Annotated in this window: 17 protein-coding genes; 9 read left to right on the top strand and 8 right to left on the bottom strand. The window is 70.1% G+C overall.

Going from position 1 to position 18,330, the window contains the following annotated elements; genetic code table 11:
- Window positions 1-84: 84 nt before the first annotated feature.
- Entirely contained in the window at window positions 85-459 is a 375-nt protein-coding gene (locus ABDK56_RS12860) for a hypothetical protein (RefSeq protein ID WP_349808684.1), read from the top strand.
- Here ABDK56_RS12860 and ABDK56_RS12855 read toward each other — a convergent pair.
- The 5 genes from ABDK56_RS12855 to ABDK56_RS12835 form a co-directional block, all read right to left on the bottom strand.
- Entirely contained in the window at window positions 386-742 is a 357-nt protein-coding gene (locus ABDK56_RS12855) for a hypothetical protein (RefSeq protein WP_349808683.1), read from the bottom strand. The two genes, ABDK56_RS12860 and ABDK56_RS12855, sit on opposite strands and share 74 nt — an antisense overlap.
- 76 nt (window positions 743-818) lie before the next feature.
- Window positions 819-2,072: an N-succinylarginine dihydrolase gene (locus ABDK56_RS12850; RefSeq protein WP_349808682.1), complete on the bottom strand. Its 1,254-nt coding sequence runs from the start codon at window positions 2,070-2,072 to the stop codon at window positions 819-821.
- Window positions 2,073-2,074: 2 nt separating this feature from the next.
- Window positions 2,075-3,088, bottom strand: coding sequence for an arginine N-succinyltransferase (locus tag ABDK56_RS12845; protein ID WP_349808681.1), 1,014 nt, complete (start codon window positions 3,086-3,088; stop codon window positions 2,075-2,077).
- On the bottom strand, window positions 3,085-4,302 hold the full coding sequence (locus ABDK56_RS12840; protein WP_349808680.1) for a hydrolase: 1,218 nt from the start codon (window positions 4,300-4,302) through the stop codon (window positions 3,085-3,087). The genes ABDK56_RS12845 and ABDK56_RS12840 overlap by 4 nt, the downstream gene beginning before the upstream one ends.
- A gap of 28 nt (window positions 4,303-4,330) precedes the next feature.
- Entirely contained in the window at window positions 4,331-4,801 is a 471-nt protein-coding gene (locus ABDK56_RS12835; protein ID WP_349808679.1) for an RNA pyrophosphohydrolase, read from the bottom strand.
- A 74-nt stretch (window positions 4,802-4,875) separates the two neighbouring features.
- On the opposite strand from ABDK56_RS12835, the gene ABDK56_RS12830 reads away from it, so the two are divergent.
- The 7 genes from ABDK56_RS12830 (at window position 4,876) to ABDK56_RS12800 (ending at window position 12,592) form a co-directional block, all read left to right on the top strand.
- A complete protein-coding gene (locus ABDK56_RS12830; protein WP_349808678.1) occupies window positions 4,876-6,744 on the top strand; it encodes a 2-oxoacid:acceptor oxidoreductase subunit alpha in 1,869 nt (622 codons plus the stop codon).
- Window positions 6,745-6,823: 79 nt separating this feature from the next.
- On the top strand, window positions 6,824-7,834 hold the full coding sequence (locus ABDK56_RS12825; RefSeq protein WP_349808677.1) for a 2-oxoacid:ferredoxin oxidoreductase subunit beta: 1,011 nt from the start codon (window positions 6,824-6,826) through the stop codon (window positions 7,832-7,834).
- A complete protein-coding gene (locus tag ABDK56_RS12820) occupies window positions 7,831-8,283 on the top strand; it encodes a hypothetical protein (RefSeq protein ID WP_349808676.1) in 453 nt (150 codons plus the stop codon). Before ABDK56_RS12825 ends, ABDK56_RS12820 begins: the two co-directional genes overlap by 4 nt.
- Window positions 8,284-8,317: 34 nt before the next feature.
- A complete protein-coding gene (locus ABDK56_RS12815; protein ID WP_349808675.1) occupies window positions 8,318-8,986 on the top strand; it encodes a spermidine synthase family protein in 669 nt (222 codons plus the stop codon).
- Window positions 8,979-9,950: a metal-dependent hydrolase gene (locus ABDK56_RS12810; protein ID WP_349808674.1), complete on the top strand. Its 972-nt coding sequence runs from the start codon at window positions 8,979-8,981 to the stop codon at window positions 9,948-9,950. The genes ABDK56_RS12815 and ABDK56_RS12810 overlap by 8 nt, the downstream gene beginning before the upstream one ends.
- A 15-nt stretch (window positions 9,951-9,965) precedes the next feature.
- A complete protein-coding gene (locus ABDK56_RS12805) occupies window positions 9,966-11,330 on the top strand; it encodes a cryptochrome/photolyase family protein (RefSeq protein WP_349808673.1) in 1,365 nt (454 codons plus the stop codon).
- A 17-nt stretch (window positions 11,331-11,347) separates the two neighbouring features.
- Window positions 11,348-12,592: a class I SAM-dependent methyltransferase gene (locus ABDK56_RS12800; protein WP_349808672.1), complete on the top strand. Its 1,245-nt coding sequence runs from the start codon at window positions 11,348-11,350 to the stop codon at window positions 12,590-12,592.
- A gap of 7 nt (window positions 12,593-12,599) precedes the next feature.
- Here ABDK56_RS12800 and ABDK56_RS12795 read toward each other — a convergent pair whose 3' ends face one another.
- The 3 genes from ABDK56_RS12795 to purF are packed head-to-tail and all read right to left on the bottom strand — an operon-like array spanning window position 12,600 to window position 16,270.
- The gene (locus tag ABDK56_RS12795; RefSeq protein ID WP_349808671.1) at window positions 12,600-14,087 is read right to left on the bottom strand and encodes a hypothetical protein; all 1,488 of its coding nucleotides are present in this window, start codon (window positions 14,085-14,087) and stop codon (window positions 12,600-12,602) included.
- Window positions 14,084-14,800: an SDR family NAD(P)-dependent oxidoreductase gene (locus ABDK56_RS12790; protein WP_349808670.1), complete on the bottom strand. Its 717-nt coding sequence runs from the start codon at window positions 14,798-14,800 to the stop codon at window positions 14,084-14,086. The genes ABDK56_RS12795 and ABDK56_RS12790 overlap by 4 nt, the downstream gene beginning before the upstream one ends.
- 21 nt (window positions 14,801-14,821) lie before the next feature.
- Entirely contained in the window at window positions 14,822-16,270 is a 1,449-nt protein-coding gene (gene purF, locus ABDK56_RS12785) for an amidophosphoribosyltransferase (RefSeq protein ID WP_349808669.1), read from the bottom strand.
- A 179-nt stretch (window positions 16,271-16,449) separates the two neighbouring features.
- On the opposite strand from purF, the gene ABDK56_RS12780 reads away from it, so the two are divergent.
- The gene (locus ABDK56_RS12780) at window positions 16,450-18,324 is read left to right on the top strand and encodes a S8 family serine peptidase (protein ID WP_349808668.1); all 1,875 of its coding nucleotides are present in this window, start codon (window positions 16,450-16,452) and stop codon (window positions 18,322-18,324) included.
- Window positions 18,325-18,330: the final 6 nt, after the last annotated feature.

The raw sequence follows: 18,330 nt of genomic DNA, 5'->3' as shown, positions 1-18,330 counted from the left end.
ATATCGAATCGGTTCGACCGTCCAAACCAACGATTCAGCGTGAATTAAGCGGTGTTAGCGCAGAGTTACCGGGAGGAGGATCGCATGATCGACTCGAAGGCAAAGGGACGAGAGACGATGATCAGGTGCTTGCTGGTCGGCTTGGCGATGCTCGGTGTCGCGGCGCCCTCATTTGCGGCACCGGGCGTCAACGGCTTCGCCATCGTCAACGCGACCGGAAAGCCGCTGTCGTCCTTCGCGATCCGGCGCAGCGGCGGCGGCGACTGGCATATGCTCGGCGGCGGCGCGTCGCCGGGGGCGAGCACGAAAATCGCCTATTCGGATCCGGACTGCGGGTTCGACCTGCGCGCCTCGGCCGGTGGGTCGGTTACCGTGTGGCACGGGGTCAATCTATGCGAAACGACCTCGGTGACGCTGCATCTCGACGCGAGCGGGACAGCCTGGGCCGATTACGACTGAGGTCGAGCCGACGCGCGAGGCTTGGGGCAGGGGCGCCGCTCGCCGCGAGCGCCGCTTCCTCGTCGAGCCGGTCGCGGCGGACCGCGTCGAGGATCTTCGCCCCGGCGATGAACACCACCCCGCTGCACGCCGCGGCGAGGATATAGCCGGGCTTGCCGGGATAGGTCTCGATATAATGGCGGGCGCGCTCCATCGCGCCGAGCGCGATCGCGTAAATCACCATGAACGCCTCGAAGCGGGTCTTGATGGTGAACAGACGAGACAGGCGCGCGCGCATGGTCATGGTAAAGCAAACGCCGTGCCAACAGCGGCGTTCCGCGCTTTTTCCGTTAAGGTCGACGGTTAACTGTCAGTTTACCTTACAACAGGTCGGACAAATCGAGCGCCTCGAGCAGGGCCGCGCGCGCGCGCTCGACGTGGGCCACCAGTGCCGGATCCTGGAGCGCGTCGACCGCGATTTCGCCGGGCCAGTGCGCCTCGACCACCGCCGACAGCGCGTCGATCTTTGCCTCGTCGAGCAGGAAGCGCGGGTCGACGTCGGCCGGGTCGCACTGGACGCGCAGCCGAAGGCACGCCGGTCCGCCGCCGTTGGCCATCGACTGGCGCACGTCGACATAGCGGACCTGCCGGATCGCGCCGTTGCCCGCGATGTGCGCGTCGATCCACGTCTTGACGCTCGACGTGTCACGGCACTCGGTCGGCGCGACCAGCGCGCTGGTCCCGTCGGGCAGGGTCACCAGCTGCGAATTGAACAAATAGGAACGGATCGCGTCGGCCAGCGGCACCTCGGCCTCGGCGACCTCGACGAAGGCGAAGTCGGGCAGCCGCGCGCCGCACCAGTCGAGCATCGGCGCCTTGTCGGCGAACGCCTTTTCATGCGCGAACAGCACCCGCCCGTTGGCGACCGCGACGACGTCGTTGTGGAACGCGCCCGCGGCGATCGCCTCCTCCGACTGCTCGACGAACAGCGTCCGCTCGGGGTCGAGCCGGTGGAGCCGCGCCACCGCCTTCGACGCCTGGAGATGCTGGCGCGCGGGAAAGGCGCCCCCGGCGATGCCGTAGACGAACAGCTCGAGCCCCGGCTCGCCGTGCGCCCCCGCCAGCCGCATATGGTTGGCCGCGCCCTCGTCGCCGAACGCGGGGGGCACCGGCGCGTGGACCGCGAAGGCGTCGCGCGAAAAGGCGAGCCGCAGCTGCTTGAGCGTATCGGGCCATTCGAGGCTTCGGTGCGGCATCGACTTCAGGTTGGCGACGGTTAGGTGGCACTTGCCATTGGCAGTGTCTGGGGCGGGGGAGACGGTCGCCGCGTTCGCCGCCCACATCGTCGAGGCCGACATCGCGTTCGCCGCCAGCGCCGGCTCGGCCCGCTCGATCGTCGTGCCGAGCGCGGCGAGCCAGGCGCGCGCCGGGCGCGGCGGGGGCACGAACAGCCCCTGCGCCAGCCCGAGCGCGAGGTTGGCGCGCATCTTGGCGAGCCCCTGGAGCGCCGCCGCGCGCGGATAGCTGACTTCGCCCGCGTTGCGGGCCGAGGCGAGATTGCCGAGGCTCAGCCCGGCATAATTGTGGCTCGGCCCGACCAGCCCGTCGAAATTGATCTCGACGATGCCGCTCATCCTCAGCGCCCCACCGCGAGGACGATGTCGCCCGGCCCGATCCCCAGCCGGTCGAGCGCGGCGCGGTCGATCGTCAGCTCGCCATTGTCGGTGACCTCGGCCTGCCCGTAGGTGGCGGTAAAATCGGTCAGCGTGCCGGTCGCTAGCATCATCGTCTTGCCGCCGGTGCCGTCGCCCGCGACCCGCAGCCACTGCGACTGCTGGATGGTACGGACCTGGTCGGTGCGGCAGGTGACGGTCGGTCCGCCGTCGAAGATGTCGACATAGCCGTCCCACACGAAATTCTCGTTCTCGAGCATCTTGAGCGCGGCCTTGCCGGTGGGGTGCGGCTGGCCAAGCACGCTGGTGGCGCTTTCGGGGAGCATCGACAGGTAGATCGGCGTCTTGGGGAACAGGTCGGCGATGAACTGGGTCCCGTGGATCGCGTTGAATTCGTCGGCCTCGGGGAAGGTCATGCCGAAGAAACGCCCGCCGATCGCGTCCCAGAAGGGCGAATGACCGCCCTGGTCCATCACCCCGCGAAGCTCGGCCAGAACGCTCTCGCCGAACCGCGGGCGGTGCTGCTTGATGAACAGGTAGCGCGATCGGGCGAGCAGCATGCCGAGCCCCCCGGCGCGTTCCTGCGGGTGGAGGAACAGCCCGCCGACCTCGCTGAACCCCTCGAGATCGGTGGTCAGGTTGAGCGTCTGGTTGCGGAAGATGCGGTCGAGCTCGGCGCTCTTCTGGGTCATCGTCGAGATGAGGTAGCTGTAGAACGGCCGGTCCTGCCCGACCGCGCCGAACACCTGGCAGGTGCCGCGGATCTGCCCGGTCCCGGCATTTTCGAGCATGAACAGGTAGAGGTCGTCGCCGACATGCTCGCCGGGCCGCGCGAACCCCGCCGCGGCGCGCGCCAGCTTGGCCTCGAGCGTCTTCTTCTCGGCGGGCAGGTTGGTGAAGCCCCCGCCGGTCAGCTTGGCGAGTTCATAGAGCGCGCCGAGGTCGTCCTCGCGCGCCGCGCGGATGCGGAAGCTCATGCCGCGCCCCCCTGCGCCAGCCGAAGGATGGTCAGCGCCGACAGCGCCGCGCGCTCGCCCAGACTCTCGATGATCAGAAATTCCTCCCCCGAATGAATCTTGCCCCCGCGCGCGCCCATCGTGTCGACAACCGGCACTCCGCACGCGGCGATGTTGTTGCCGTCGCACACGCCGCCCGACGGCTGCCAGCGGATCGGCTGGCCAAGGTCGGCCCCCGCCCGTTTGACCAGCCCGAACAGCGCCTCGGCCGCCGCCGTCATCGGCTTGGGCGGGCGGGCGAAATGGCCGTGGCTGTCGATTCCGACCTCGTGCTCGGCGGCGACCATCGCCACCGCGCCTTCGATGAGCGCCTGCGCGCGCGCCTGGTCCTCGGGCGTCGCGGGGCGCAGGTTGACCCGCAGGATGGCGAGATCGGGAACAACGTTGTTGGGCGATCCGCCGTCGATCCGCGCCGGGTTCACGCTCAGTCGCTGGCCGACCATCGCCTTCAGCCGGAGCGCGAGGTCGGCCGCCGCGACCAGCGCGTTGCGCCCGTCCTCGGGATTGCGCCCGGCGTGGGCCGACCTGCCGCGGATGGTAAAGCTGAAATTGCCGCTCCCCGGCCGCGCGCCCGCCAGCGTCCCGTCGGGAAGCGCCGACGGCTCGTAGGTCAGCGCCGCGCGCTTGCCCCGCGCCGCCTCGGCGAGCAGCGCGGCCGAGGCGAGCGAGCCGACTTCCTCGTCCGAGTTGATGACGACCTCATAGCCGATTTCCGGGGCGACCGGGCTGTCCTCGACCGCCTTCAGCGCCGCGAGCATCACCGCGATTCCCGACTTCATGTCGGCGACCCCCGGCCCGTTGATCGTCCCGTCGCCGAGCATCGTGAGCGTCTGGAACGGGTGATCGACCCCGAACACCGTGTCCATATGCCCGGTGAACAGCAGCTGCGTCGCCGCCTCGGGCCGCACGGTCACGCGCAGGTGCTTGCCGTGGGGAAGCTCGAACCTTTTGCCGCTCGCGTCGACCGCCTCGACCGGCGCCGGATCGACCAGCCGCACCGCGCCCGGAAGCGCGGCGAACGCATCGCCGAGGAGGCCCGCGACCCGCGCCAGCCCGTCGAGGTTGCGCGATCCCGAATTGACCGCCGCCCACGCCTCGACCTGGCCGCGCATCTCGTCCTGCGCCGCCATCGCCCGCTCGACGCAGGCGCGCTCGATCGATGTCATCCCCTCCATCGCGCCGACCCCTAGCGTGGCGGCGCGGCTAAAGCCACTCCTCGAACCCCTTGACCAGCGCGGCGTAAAGGTCGCGCTTGAACGGGACGATGAGGTCGGGCAGGCGCCGCGGCTCGACCCATTGCCAGTGCGAGAATTCGGGGTGCGCGGTGGCGATGTTGACGTCCTCGTCGCGCCCCAGGAAGCGCGCGACGAACCAGTCCTGCATCTGCCCCTTCCACTTGCCGCCCCACAACTTGCCGGCGATTTCGCCGGGAATGTCGTAGGTCAGCTGCTGCGGATAGCGCGACAGCTGCTCGACGAGGTTGGGGACGATCCCCGTCTCTTCCTCGAGCTCGCGAAGCGCGCCCTCCCACTCGCTCTCGCCGTCGTCGAGCCCGCCTTGCGGCATCTGCCACGCCTCGGCCGCGTTATCGATCCGCCGCCCGACCCAGACCTGGCGGTCGGCATTGAGCAGCATGATGCCGACTCCGCGGCGATAGTGGGAAAGGTCGGTCATGGCGTTCGTCTAGCCAGCGATCGACACGAGCAAAAGGGTGGCGAAGGCGGGCGCGCGGGTTTAGAGGGCGCGGCATGGCTTCCGCATCGCATCTCGTCACCGAACAAGAATCCCGCTCGCACCCGCCCGCCGAGGCGATGGTCGTCCGCTTCGCCGGGGACTCGGGCGACGGGATGCAGCTGACCGGCGGGCAGTTCACCCTGTCGACCGCGCTCGCGGGCAACGACCTCGCCACCTTTCCCGATTTTCCCGCCGAGATCCGCGCGCCGCAGGGCACGACCTTCGGCGTCTCGGCGTTCCAGATCAACTTCGGCTCGACCGCGATCGAGACCGCGGGCGACCAGCCAGACGTGCTGGTGGCGATGAACCCGGCGGCGCTCAAGGTGAACGTGGCGAGCTTGCGCGAAGGCGGCCTGATCATCGCCGACGAGGGCGAGTTCACGCCGCGCAACCTCGCCAAGGCGGGCTACGACAGCAACCCGCTCGACGGCGACAGCCTGGCCAAGTGGACGCTGGTCAAGTTCAACATCAGCCAGCTGACCCTCGACGCGGTCAAGCCGTTCGGGCTCGGCAACAAGGAAGCGCTGCGCTGCAAGAACATGTGGACGCTCGGCCTCGCGCTGTGGATGTTCGACCGCGACCGCGCGCCGATCGTCGACTGGCTCAAGACCAAGTTCGCCAAGGCGCCCGAGCTGGCCGAGGCGAACATCGCCGCCCTCAACGCCGGCCATGCCTATGGCGAGACGGTCGAGATCGGCGGGCAGGTGCGCCAGCACCACGTCGCCGCCGCCCCCGCCGAGCCGGGGCTCTACCGCACCGTCACCGGGGCCGAGGCGCTCGCGCTGGGCCTCGTCGCGGGGGCCGAGCTCGCGAGCCTCAAGATGTTCTTTGGCGGCTACCCGATCACGCCCGCGAGCGCGCTGCTCCACCACCTGTCGCGCCTCAAGGAATATGGCATCACCACCTTCCAGGCCGAGGACGAGATCGCCGCGATCTGCGCCTCGATCGGGGCGAGCTATGCCGGGCAGCTGGGGGTCACCTCCTCGTCGGGGCCGGGCATCGCGCTCAAGACCGAGGCGATCGGGCTGGCGGTGATGACCGAGCTTCCGCTGGTGATCGTCAATTCGCAGCGCGGCGGGCCGAGCACGGGCCTTCCGACCAAGACCGAGCAGTCGGACCTCTACCAGGCGGTCCATGGCCGCAACGGCGACGCGCCGCTGCCGGTGATCGCCGCGCGCTCGCCCGCCGACGCGTTCGACTGCGCGATCGAGGCGTGCCGCCTCGCGGTGCGGACGATGGGCCCGGTGATGCTGCTGACCGACGGCTACATCGCCAATGCCGCCGAGCCGTGGAAGGTGCCCGACATGGGCACTTACGCGCGCTTCCCGGTCAAGTTCGCGCAGGAAGGCGACGCGCTCGCCCCCTATGCCCGCGACGGCAACGGCGCGCGCCCTTGGATTCGCCCCGGCACCCCCGGGCTGATGCACCGCATCGGCGGGATCGAGAAGAACCCCGGTACCGGCAACATCGACTACAGCCCCGCCGCACATGCCGAGATGACGAGGCAGCGGGCCGAGAAGGTCGCCAGGCTGGTCGACACCATCCCGGCGCAGGAGGTGTGCGCGGGGCCGACCTCGGGCAGGCTGGCGGTGGTCGGCTGGGGCTCGACCTTCGGCCCGATCCACCAGGCCGTCCGCCGCGCCAACGCCGCCGGCAAGTCTGTCGCGCACATCCACCTGCGCCACATCGCCCCGTTCCCCGCCAACCTCGGCGAGCTGCTGCGCGGCTACGAGCGGATCCTCGTGCCCGAGATGAACATGGGGCAATTGAAGACGCTGCTTCGCGACCAGTTTCTCGTCGACGCCAAACCGCTCAATAAAGTGTCGGGGCAGCCCTTCCGCATCGCCGAGATCGACGCGGCGATCGACGAGATGCTTGCATGAAACCGATCAACCCTATCCCGATGATCCTGATGCTGGTCGTGATCGTCTTCCTGATCCTGAAATTCGGCGGATACGTCTGATGAACGAAGTCACCAAACTCACCGCCAAGGACTGGGCGAGCGACCAGGAAGTGCGCTGGTGCCCCGGCTGTGGCGACTATGCCGTGCTGAAGGCGGTGCAGCGGACCATGCCCGACCTTGGCGCAAGCCTCGAGAAGACGGTGTTCATCTCGGGGATCGGCTGTTCGAGCCGCTTTCCCTATTACATGGCCTCCTACGGCTTCCACACCATCCACGGCCGCGCCTGCGCGGTGGCGACGGGGGTCAAGCTCGCCAATCCCGAGCTCGACGTGTGGATCGTCACCGGCGACGGCGACGCGCTCAGCATCGGCGGCAACCACACGATGCACCTCCTGCGCCGCAACCTCGATTGCCAGGTCCTGCTGTTCAACAACGAGATCTACGGCCTCACTAAGGGCCAATATTCACCGACCTCGCGGATCGGGACGCGCAGCCCGTCGACCCCGTTCGGGTCGGTCGACCGCCCGGTCAATCCGTGCAGCTTCGCGCTCGGCAGCGGGGCGCGCTTCGTCGCCCGCGCGATCGACGTCCACAAGGCGCTGCCCGACGTGCTCAAGGCCGCGCACGCGCACAAGGGCGCCAGCTTCGTCGAAATCTACCAGAATTGCGTGGTCTACAACGACGACGTCTTCGCCCCCTTCACCGACAAGGGCGTCGCGGCGGACAAGCAGCTGTGGCTCAAGCCCGGCGAAAAGATGCTGTTCGCGAACGGCGCCAAGGGCATCGCGCTCGACCATGACAGGCTGATGCTCAAGGTCGTCGACGGCGACGATCCGGCGGTGATCACTCACGACCCGGCCAACCGCGCGGTCGCCTACATGCTGGTCGAAATGCCGGTGTCGGGCTTCCCGGTCGCTTTGGGCGTGATCTATGACGACCCGCGCCCGACCTTCGACAGCGCGGTGCTCGAGCAGAACCGCGCCGCCGCCGAGGGCAAGGCGCCAGATCTTCAAAAGCTGGTCGGCAAGGGCCAGACCTGGATGGTGGACAAGGAGCCTCGCGCAGAATGATCCCGTTACTGATGATCGCGGCCGCCGCCGCCGCCCCGACCCCCGCGCCCGCCGCGACCCCCGCGCCGACCGCGCGCACGCGGCCCGACCCGCTCGCCGGCGTCTCGGCCGACGGGCGCGCCAAGGTCATGCACACGCTGGCGGCGATCAAGGCGAAGCGCGCCGCGCACAATGCCGAGGCGATCGCGGTGCAAAAGGACCTCGCCGCGGCGCTCACCGCCCGACCGATCGACCTCGCCCGGCTGAAGCCCGCGCTCGACTCGCGCGAGCGGCTCAACACGACGCTTCGCGACGAGGCCAATGCCGAGGTGATGAGCCTCGCCGCCTCGCTGTCCGAAGCCGACCGCGAACGCGTCCTCCCGCGGATGCTCGGGCTCGCGATCGTCCGGGTGCCCCGTCCGACCGAGGGACTGAGCGGGGCCGCTCCGGCTCCGGCGCCGCGCCGCTGATCCGCCGCTTCGCGTACCGGACTCGCATCGCCCGATGATCCCGCGCGAGCGTCTCGCCTCGGCGACCATCCCGGGCGGGGGCGAAATGATCCTCTATCGCCGTGGGCAGGATCATAGGATCCTCGTCGATCGCGAGGAGCTGATGTCCTCGCGGATGAGCGGGTCGGAGGAAGCGCTGGCGACGATGACCGCCGCGCGGCTCGGCCCCCGAGCGGCGCAGCGCTGGCTGGTCGGCGGCTATGGCATGGGCTTCACCCTTCGCGCCGCGCTCGCCGCCCTAGCCAAGGACGCGCGCGTCACGGTAGCCGAGCTGGTGCCCGAGATCCTCGACTGGGCGAAGGGGCCGATGGCGGCGATGACCGGCGATAGCCTCGACGACCCGCGCGTGACGATCCGCCTCGGCGACGTCGCCGACGCGATCGCGGAAGGGCAGTGGGACGCGGTGCTGCTCGACGTCGACAACGGCCCCGACGGGCTGGTCCGCGCCGACAACGACCGGCTCTACAGCTCCGCCGGGCTTGCCGTGCTGAAGCGCGCGCTTCGCCCCGGCGGGATCGCCGCGATCTGGTCGGCGGGCAAGGACCCCGCCTTCACCCGCCGCCTCGCCGCCGCCGGCTTTTCGGTCGACGAGCAGGCGGTCCGCGCCCGCGCGAACGGCAAGGGGCCGCAGCACACCATCTGGTTCGCGACGCGCCGTGGATAATATCACCCATACGCTGGCCGGCGGGCTGATCGCCGAGATGGGTCTTCGCAAGCGCTCGCGCTTCGCCTTCGCCGCCTGCCTGCTCGGCGCGAACGCCCCCGACATCGACGTGTTCGCCCCCGCGCTGCTGGGGGTGCAGGGCATCAGCTTCCACCGCGGCCCGGTGCACAGCCTATTCGCCTGGCCGATTCTCGCCGCCGGGATCGTCGCGATCCTGTGGCTGGTCGACCGTATCAAGCCGCGCCGCGCCGACACGCTTCCGTTCCTGCCCGGCCCGCTGTTCGTCGTCGCCTTCCTTGGCGTCCTGACCCACCCGGTCCTCGACTGGCTGACGACCTACGCCATCGCCATGCTCGCTCCCGCCTCGTGGCGCTGGGACAGTGGCGATGCGATCTTCATCGTCGACTGGGTCTACTTGCTGCTGATGGTCGGCGGGATCGTCGCCAGCGGCCGCCGCTGGAAGCGCGGGGCGAGCGACCCCGGTCGCCCGGCGCAGATCGCCTTCGCCGGGGTGATGCTCTACATCGGGCTCAACCTCGCCGAGAGCCGCTGGGTCGAACGCACCACCGCCGACCAATTGCGCGCCCACGGCATCGAACCCGCGCTGGTCGTCGCCAGCCCGCCACCGATCCTGTTCTGGAAGCGGACCGTCGCGTGGCGCAGCGCGAGCGACTACGGCCGCGGCGACTATGACCCGTTCGGCGGCGGGCTAATTACCGACCTCGCCCGCCAGCCGCTCGATCTCGACAGCCCCGTGCTGGTCAAGGCCCGCGCGCAAAGTCGCCGCGTCGCCGCCTTCCTCGCCTGGTCGCGGATGCCGGTGGTGATCGCCCAGGACGGCAAGCCCTATCTCACCGACCAGCGCTATTACGATCCTGCCGCGGTGCGTGCGCTTCCCGGCTGGCTTCGCGGGCTCGCCGGGCGCGCGCCGTTCCTCGTCCCGCTGGAACCGCCGCCCCAGTGATGCGCTGGGGCAGCGATGCCCGCCCTCCACTGGTTCCGCCGCGACCTTCGCCTCCACGACAACCCCGCGCTGACCGCCGCCGCCGACGCTTCTCGATCGGATGGGGGCGAGGTCGTCGGCCTGTTCGTCCTCGACGACGAGACGCCGAACTACCAGGGCTACGACTATCGCGTCGGCGGGGCGCAGCGCTGGTGGCTCCACCACAGCCTCGAGGCGCTGTCGAAAGACATGGGCGGCAGGCTGCTCCTCCGCCACGGCCGCGCCGACAAGGTGGTGCGCGAGGTGGCGAAGGACATCGGCGCCAGCAGCGTCCACGCCGGTCGGCTCGAGGAACCGTGGGAGCGCGAGAGCGAGGAGGCACTCGCCGATCTCGTCACCTTTCACGAACAGGACACGCTCGTCCCGCCGGGCGAGGTGCGCACCGGCGGCGGCGCCTATTTCAAGGTCTACGGCCCGTTCTGGCGCGCGCTGACCCACCGCCTGCCGCCCGACGAGCCGCTGCCCAAGGCGCGCGTCAAATGGGCGACCCCGCCCAAGGGCGACACGCTAGCCAGCTGGAAGCTGCTTCCGACCAAGCCCGATTGGTCGACCGGGTTCGACGAGGACTGGACGCCGGGCGAGGAGGGCGCCGCGCGACACCTCGAAGCGTTCGAGGCCGAGGTCGCGCGCTACGACGCGCGCCGCAACCTGCCGAGCGAGGAGGGCACCAGCCGCCTCTCGCCGCACCTCCACTGGGGCGAGGTGTCGCCGCGGCAGCTGTGGTACGCGCTTCACCGCCTTAAGGGCGGCAGCTTCCTCAAGGAGCTCGCGTGGCGCGACTTCGCCCGCGCGGCGATGCTGGTCCAGCCCGATATCGGCTGGACCAACGGGCGCGAGAAAATGAACGGCCTCCGCCACCGCACCGGCAAGGCGGCCGACGCCGACTTCCGCGCATGGGCAAAGGGCCGCACCGGCTACCCGATCGTCGACGCCGGGATGCGCCAGCTGTGGACGACCGGCTGGATGCACAACCGCGTGCGGATGATCGTCGCCAGCTTCCTCGCCAAGCATCTCCTGCTCGACTGGCGGCGCGGCGAGCGCTGGTTCTGGGACACGCTGGTCGACGCCGACTATGGCAACAACTCGCTCAACTGGCAGTGGGTCGCGGGGACCGGCAGCGACAGCCAGATCGCCAGCCGGATCATGACCCCGATCGGCCAGTCGGAGAAGTTCGGCGCGGGCGATTACATCCGCCGCTGGGTGCCCGAACTCGCCGATCTCGACGACAGGCTGATCCACGATCCGCCCGACGAGGCGCGCGGCGATTACCCCACGAAGATCGTCGAACATCGCGAGGGCCGCGAACGCTATCTCGCCGCCCTTGCCAAGGCGCGCGGCTAGCGCGAATAGGCGCGGCGATGGCGACGCGCGGCGAACATCTGGTGACGGCGGACCGCCGCTTCGCGACCGGCGACAGCCTGCTCGGCCGGCTGGTGGCGCCGGCCTTCGCGCGGCTGGTCGACCAGCTCGACCGGCGGCTGTTGGCCGGCGGGATCGAGGGCACGCTGCCCGACGGAAGCCCGCGCCGGGTCGGCTTCCACGCCCCCGGCCATGTCGCGGTGGTGCGGCTGCACAGCTGGATGGCGCTGGTCCGGCTCGCCACCGCGGGCAGCGTCGGCTGGTACAAGGCGTGGGAACGCGGCGAATGGTCGTCGCCCGACCCGGTCCCGCTGTTCGCGCTGTTCATGGCCAATGCGACCAGCCTTCGCGGCACCGCGCGGGCCAAGGGGCCGATGCGCTGGATGAGCGCGCTCGCCCACCGGCTGCGCGACAATGCGCCGGGGCAGGCGCGGGAGAACATCGCCGCGCATTACGACCTCGGCAACGACTTCTACCGCGAATGGCTCGATCCCTCGATGACCTACTCGTCGGCGCTGTTCGAAGGCGGCGACACGCTCGAAGCGGCGCAGGCGCGCAAGGTCGAGGCGCTGCTCGACCGGCTCGACATCGGCGAGGGGACCCGGCTGCTCGAGATCGGCTGCGGCTGGGGAAGCCTCGCGATCGCCGCGGCGCGGCGCGGGGCGATCGTCACCGGGCTGACGCTGTCGACCGAACAGAAACATTGGGCCGAAGCAAAAATCGCCGAGGCGGGGCTCGCCGATCGCATCGCCATCCGCCTCCAGGATTATCGCGACGTCGCCGAGCGGTTCGACGCGATCGCCTCGGTCGAGATGGTCGAGGCGGTCGGCCAGCGCTGGTGGCCGGCCTACCTCGATTGCCTCGCCCGCAACCTCGTCCCCGGCGGGCGCGCCGCGCTGCAATATATCAGCATCGACCACCGGCTGTTCGCCGACTATTCGCGCAGCGCCGACTTCATCCAGGCCTATATCTTTCCCGGCGGCTGCCTGCTCGACGAGCCCTCGTTCGCGGCCCTCGCCGCCGCGCGCGGCCTGTCGTGGGACGATCGCCACGGCTTCGGCCTCGACTATGCCGAGACGCTGAAGGCGTGGCGGGTGCGCTACGACGCCGCGGTCGCCGCCGGACGGCTCGACGGCTTTTCGGAGCGCTTCCACCAGCTGTGGCGCTACTACCTGATGTATTGCGAAGGCGGCTTTCGCGGCCGCGGCATCGACGTCGCACAGGTCACACTCGCGAGAGTGTGACCGCTCGTTACGGTCGCCGCCACAGCCGGCTGATCGGGCGCCCCGCCATGTCATGGGTGGTGAGCAGCGGCGGCCGTCCGCCGCTCTGCGCCGCGAGGGCGCGATCGAGCGGACTGTCCGCATAGGCGAAGGCGAAGTTCGCGCCCGTCGCCGACGCATCGGCCAGGTCGATCCGCACCCCGTCGATCCCGTTCAGCCGATAGCGCAGCGGCCACATCAAGAACCAATCCTCGGCGACCACCCGCACCGGCCCCTTGGCGCGCTCGGCGAGCAGCCGGTCGGCGACCCGCGCGTGCGGCTCGCTCGTCCCGGTGCGCAGGAACCAGCTCATCGGCCGCGCGCCGTCGTGGAGCGGGACGAGGTACAGCAGCGCGGTCGCCGCCAGCAGCGCCGTCCCCGCCGTTCCCAGCGCCGTCGCCTCGGGCCAGCGCGACATTCTCGGCACCGCAAACGCGAGCGCCAGCGCCGAGGGCGCGATCAGCACGAACCCGTAGCGCTCGGTCGGCGCGGTCAGCGGCGCCGGGCCCGCGACCAGCCCATAGGCCGCCACCATCGCCGCGGTGCCGAGCAGGATCGCCGCGCGCGGGCTCAGCCCCTCGCGCCGGACGGCGATCACCCCCGCTACCGCCGCGCCGACGACCGCCGCCGCGCCGACGACATCGACCAGCGACAACAGCGCGCCATACCCCTTGCCGGCGAACTGTTCGAAAAAGGGGTCGCCCGCGAGCAGCCGGACATATTGGAACAGGTAGGCGAACCATTGCGAGGGCGAGGCGAGCCGCTCGAGCGCCCCGCCAAGCGTGACCGCCCGCGTCGCCTGGACCGCGGTCGACAGCACCGCGACCCCGGCAAGCAGCAGCGCGACCCCGGCCGCGCCGCTTCGCGCCGACACCAGGGCGCGCCCGCGCCGCCGCTCGCCCGCCAGCAGCGCGAGCAGCAGCAGCGGCGCGCCGAAGATGTTGGTCGGGTGGGTCAGCACCGCCAGCGCGAACAGCGCCACCGTCGCCACCGCCCAGCCCTCGAGCGCGACCGCGACCCCGCCGAGCAGCAGCAGCCCGCTGTAGCTCGGGTCCCAGCCGTAGCGCGCGTAGATGATATTGCCCGGCAGCGCGGCCATCAGCACCACCGCCCAGCACGCCGCCGCCGGGCCGGCGTGGCGCCACGCGATCAGGCCCGCCAGCGCGATCGCGCCGATCGACGCGACGACGCTCGGCAGCCGCAGCGCGACAAATTCGCGCGGCATCACCAGCTGTTCGATCCCGACCAGCGCGGCGTGGATCGGCCCCGGGTAATTGCCGGTCGGGGTCGCCCAATAGACGAAGTGGCCGCTCATCCACTGCTGGCCGAGCGCGCCATACCACGCCTCGTCGCCGTCGATCCCGACCAGCCGGTCGAGCCACAGCAGCCGCATCGCCAGCGCGATCGCAAGCATTATCCCGACCACCGGCAGGGCGGGGCGCGACAGGAAGTTTTTCGCGCCCCCCGGCACGGTCATTCCTCGACCCGCACCCGCTCGCCAGTCGGCGCATCGCCCCGCAGCCGCGCGACCAGCCAGTCGGCGACCTGTTCGGGCGGCTTGACGTCCTCGGCCGCCTCGCCGGGAAAGGCGAGCGCGCGCATCCGCGTCCGGGTCGCGCCCGGATCGATCGTGTGAACCCGGATGCGGCCGGTGTGCGCGGTCTCGGCGGCATAGCTGGCGATAAGCGCCTCGAGCGCCGCCTTCGACGCGCCGTAGCCGCCCCAGAAGGCGCGCGGCTGGTGCCCGACCGAGCTCGTCAGCGCGACCACCTCGGCGCGGGCCGCGCGGCGCAGCAGCGGGTCGAACGCGCTCAGCAGCTTCTGGTTGGCGAGCAGGTTCAGCCGGAACACCCGCTCGAGCTCCTTGGGATCGAGATGCTCGACCGGCGAGAGCGAGCCGAGCATCGCCGCGTTGAGGACGATGAGGTCGAGCGCTTCCCACCGCCCGCCGATCGCCGCGGCGAGCTTGTCGATCTGCTCCATGTCCGACAGGTCGACGGGCGCGATGGTCGCGCTTCCGCCGGCCTGGTGGATCCGCTCCTCGACCTCCTCCATCGCCTGCGCGGTGCGGGCGACGAGGACGACATGCGCGCCGTTCGCGGCGAGCGCCTCGGCAATCGCCGCGCCGATCCCGCGGCTGGCACCGGTGACGAGCGCGAGCTTGTCGGCGAAGGGCTTCATATCAGTCATCGCCGCCGCCTAGCGCAGCGATCAGCGGCTGGCCACTACCCGCAGCGGGCGGGCATGGCCCTCCTCGTCATAATCGGTCAGCCGGGTCGGGTAGGCCCCGCTGAAGCAGGCGTCGCAGCGCTGCGGGTTGGCGGCGTCGCGCGTGTCGCCGAGCGCGCGATACAGCCCGTCGAGCGAGATGAAGGCGAGGCTGTCGGCGTTGATGTACTTCGCCATCTCTTCGGTCCCCATCTGCGCCGCGAGCAGCTTCGAGCGGACCGGCGTGTCGACCCCGTAGAAACAGCTGTGGCGGGTAGGAGGTGAGGCGATCCGCATGTGGACCTCCTTCGCGCCGGCATCGCGCATCATCTGGACGATCTTCACGCTGGTCGTGCCGCGCACGATCGAATCGTCGATCAGCACGATCCGCTTGCCCTCGATCAGCTTCGAATTGGCGTTGTGCTTCATCTTCACCCCGGCGCGGCGCACGTCCTGGTTGGGCTGGATGAAAGTGCGGCCGACATAGTGGCTGCGGATGATGCCGAGCTCGAAAGGGATCGCGCTCGCCTGGCTGTAGCCGATCGCCGCGGGAACGCCGCTGTCGGGGACGGGGACGACATAATCGGCCTCGACCGGCGATTCGCGCGCCAGCTCGGCGCCGATGTTCTTGCGCACCTCGTAGACCGAGGTGCCGTCGACGATGCTGTCGGGGCGGCTGAAATAGACATGTTCGAAGATGCACGGGCGCGGCGCGCGCGGCTCGAACGGGCGGAAGCTGCGCACCCCGGCGTCGCTGACCATCACCAGCTCGCCCGGCTCGAGATCGCGCAGATATTTGGCGCCGATCACGTCGAGCGCGACCGTTTCCGAGGCGAAGATCGTCGCTTCGCCGAGCTTGCCCATCACCAGCGGGCGAATGCCGAGCGGGTCGCGGCAGGCGACCAGCCCCTCGGGGGTCAGCACGAGCAGCGAATAGGCCCCCTCGACGCGCTTGAGCGCATCGGTCAGCCGGTCGAGCAGGCTGTCGCAATGCGAGGTCGCGACGAGGTGGATGATGACCTCGGTGTCCGAGGTCGACTGGAAGATCGAGCCGCGCCGGTTGAGCTCGGCGCGAAGCTGCATCGCGTTCGACAGATTGCCGTTGTGCGCCACCGCGAAGCCGCCGCTCGCCAGCTCGGCGAACAGCGGCTGGACGTTGCGCATCGCGGTCTCGCCGGTGGTCGAATAGCGGTTGTGCCCGATCGCCACCCGCCCGGCGAGGCGGCGGATCACCTCGTCCTTGTCGAAATTGCCCGCGACATGGCCCATCGCGCGGTGCGCGTGGAACTGCTGCCCGTCGTAGCTGACGATCCCCGAGGCTTCCTGCCCGCGGTGCTGGAGCGCGTGAAGCCCGAGCGCGACGTGCGCCGAGCCGTGGTCGGCACCCCAGATCCCGAAGATCCCGCACTCTTCGTGCAGCTTGTCGTCATCGAATGGATTGGTGGTCAGCATGGGGGAGGCGACTCCATGTTCGGCCCTGTCTGGCCGCGCATATAGGCGCGAGTTATCGAAATGTCTCGTTCGGCGTCCCCGCAAGGGTCGATCGGCCCGGCAAATCTGCCGGCCGATTGCCAGTCGGGCGCGGTCTTGGCACCTTGGCTGCCAACTGGGGCAGTAACGGGGGTGAGTCGATGCGTAGGCGTAACCATCTGGCGTGGGTCGGGCTGTGGCTTGCGGGTGCAAGCCCGCTGCTGGCGCAGGCCTCGCCGCCGCCGTCGCCGCCGGTTGCCGCCCGCCCTGTGGTCCGCAGCCAGAACGACCTGCCGCGCCACAGCTACCCGGTCCCGACCACCGCCAGCGCCCTGCTTACCGGCGACGACGCCACCTTCAACGCCTTTGCCGCCAAGGTCGCCGCCGACGCCGACGCGATGCTCGCCGACTACCAGATCGACGACCCCGAAACCCGGCGCCAGCTGCTGTCGGTCCGGCTCAATAGCCAACTGCTGACCGGGCAGGACCGCGCCGCGCTCGACACCGCGGCGGCGGTCCGCGCGCTCGAACAGAAGCCCGATCGCAAGCTCGTCTCTGGGCTGCGCGAAGAGGCGCTGGCCCGGGCGCACCTCGCCACCGGCCAATTTTCCGGCCCGGCGTTCGACCGCGCCTATGCCGCCGCCTATCGCGCGTCGCTCGCGCCGCTGCCGTTCGGCGTGGTCGGCACCGCGCTTCGGGAATCGAAGCGCAATTTCGAGGTCAACGCGCCCAACGTCATCCTCGGCATCGTCGAGAACGACTATGAGCCCGAGGTCAAGGCACGCCACGCGATCGGGTTCGACGCCGCGACCTTCCTGATCCGCGCAAGGCTGTACCGCAAAATCTACTGGCCGGTCCGCCCGGCGGCGATCGGCGTGCTTCGCGACCTCATCGCCGCGAACACCGTGACCAAGCCCGACATCTGGGCGGCGCGCGACGTCACCCTCTCGTCCGCCGATAGCCTGACCCCCGTGGTCGCGGCGGTGTGGGACACCGGCGTCGACCCCGCGCTTTACCGGGGACAGATGTATCGCCCGATCGGGCCGACCGGGCCCAATCCCTACGGCCTCGCCTTCAACTGGGACCAGTCGCCCGGCGCCGGCGCGCTTCGCCCGCTCGATGCGCGCCACCGCGCGGCCTATCCCGACGCGGTCGGCGACATCGCCGGGATGGCCGACATGGAAGCGGCGATCGACAGCCCGGCGGCCGAGGCGACCCGCGCCCGCCTCGCCGCGCTCAAGCCCGCCGACGCGAGCCGGACGATGGACGACCTCGGCTTCTTCGGCGACTACGTCCACGGCACCCACGTCGCCGGCATCCTCGCGCGGGGCAATCCGGCGGTGCGGCTCGGCGTCATTCGCGAGACCTTTTACTACGGCATCAACGAGCCCGCGCCGACCGATGCCGAAGTCGCGCGCCGCGTTGCCAAATATGCGACCATCGCGCGCTGGCTGAAGGCGAACCATGTCCGCGTCGTCAACATGAGCTGGATCAGCACGCCCGCCGGCTACGAATCGGGTCTCGAATCGCACAATATCGGCAAGGATGCGGCCGAGCGGAAGGCGATCGCCCGGCGCATGTTCACGCGCGCGCGCAACGCGTTCGAGGCGGTGCTCGCCGCCAATCCCGACACGCTGTTCGTATCCGCCGCGGGCAACAGCAATTCGGACAACGCATTCGAGGAAGGTTATCCCTCGTCGATCGTCGCGCCCAACCTGATCATCGCCAACGCGGTCGACCAGGCGGGGGACGAGACCAGCTTCACCAGCAACGGCCGCAACGTCGTCGTCAGCGCGAACGGCTACCAGGTTCCGTCGTACCTGCCCGGCGGCAAGACCGTCGCCCTGTCGGGAACGTCGATGGCCGCGCCCAACGTCGCCAACCTCGCCGCCAAGCTGTTCGCGCTCGACCCGTCGCTGACCCCGGTCGAGGCGATCGCGCTGATCCGCGCCGGCGCGAGCCCGAGCGACGACGGCCGCCGCCACACGATCAACCCGAAGGCGACGATCGCGATGCTGAAGGCGCGGCCTCGCTGAACCAGG

It is taken from the genome of Sphingomonas sp. ASV193 (assembly GCF_040203355.1).
Lineage (GTDB): Bacteria > Pseudomonadota > Alphaproteobacteria > Sphingomonadales > Sphingomonadaceae > Sphingomicrobium.
Note: the sequence above shows the minus strand (reverse complement) of the source record. Positions and strands in the feature narration are given on the sequence as shown.

Coding starts and splice junctions, on each gene's coding strand:
- ABDK56_RS12860 (WP_349808684.1), top strand. CDS start 85: ATGATCGACTCGAAGGCAAAGGGACGAGAGACGATGATCAGGTGCTTG.
- ABDK56_RS12855 (WP_349808683.1), bottom strand. CDS start 742: ATGACCATGCGCGCGCGCCTGTCTCGTCTGTTCACCATCAAGACCCGC.
- ABDK56_RS12850 (WP_349808682.1), bottom strand. CDS start 2,072: ATGAGCGGCATCGTCGAGATCAATTTCGACGGGCTGGTCGGGCCGAGC.
- ABDK56_RS12845 (WP_349808681.1), bottom strand. CDS start 3,088: ATGAGCTTCCGCATCCGCGCGGCGCGCGAGGACGACCTCGGCGCGCTC.
- ABDK56_RS12840 (WP_349808680.1), bottom strand. CDS start 4,302: ATGGAGGGGATGACATCGATCGAGCGCGCCTGCGTCGAGCGGGCGATG.
- ABDK56_RS12835 (WP_349808679.1), bottom strand. CDS start 4,801: ATGACCGACCTTTCCCACTATCGCCGCGGAGTCGGCATCATGCTGCTC.
- ABDK56_RS12830 (WP_349808678.1), top strand. CDS start 4,876: ATGGCTTCCGCATCGCATCTCGTCACCGAACAAGAATCCCGCTCGCAC.
- ABDK56_RS12825 (WP_349808677.1), top strand. CDS start 6,824: ATGAACGAAGTCACCAAACTCACCGCCAAGGACTGGGCGAGCGACCAG.
- ABDK56_RS12820 (WP_349808676.1), top strand. CDS start 7,831: ATGATCCCGTTACTGATGATCGCGGCCGCCGCCGCCGCCCCGACCCCC.
- ABDK56_RS12815 (WP_349808675.1), top strand. CDS start 8,318: ATGATCCCGCGCGAGCGTCTCGCCTCGGCGACCATCCCGGGCGGGGGC.
- ABDK56_RS12805 (WP_349808673.1), top strand. CDS start 9,966: ATGCCCGCCCTCCACTGGTTCCGCCGCGACCTTCGCCTCCACGACAAC.
- ABDK56_RS12800 (WP_349808672.1), top strand. CDS start 11,348: ATGGCGACGCGCGGCGAACATCTGGTGACGGCGGACCGCCGCTTCGCG.
- ABDK56_RS12795 (WP_349808671.1), bottom strand. CDS start 14,087: ATGACCGTGCCGGGGGGCGCGAAAAACTTCCTGTCGCGCCCCGCCCTG.
- ABDK56_RS12790 (WP_349808670.1), bottom strand. CDS start 14,800: ATGACTGATATGAAGCCCTTCGCCGACAAGCTCGCGCTCGTCACCGGT.
- purF (WP_349808669.1), bottom strand. CDS start 16,270: ATGCTGACCACCAATCCATTCGATGACGACAAGCTGCACGAAGAGTGC.
- ABDK56_RS12780 (WP_349808668.1), top strand. CDS start 16,450: ATGCGTAGGCGTAACCATCTGGCGTGGGTCGGGCTGTGGCTTGCGGGT.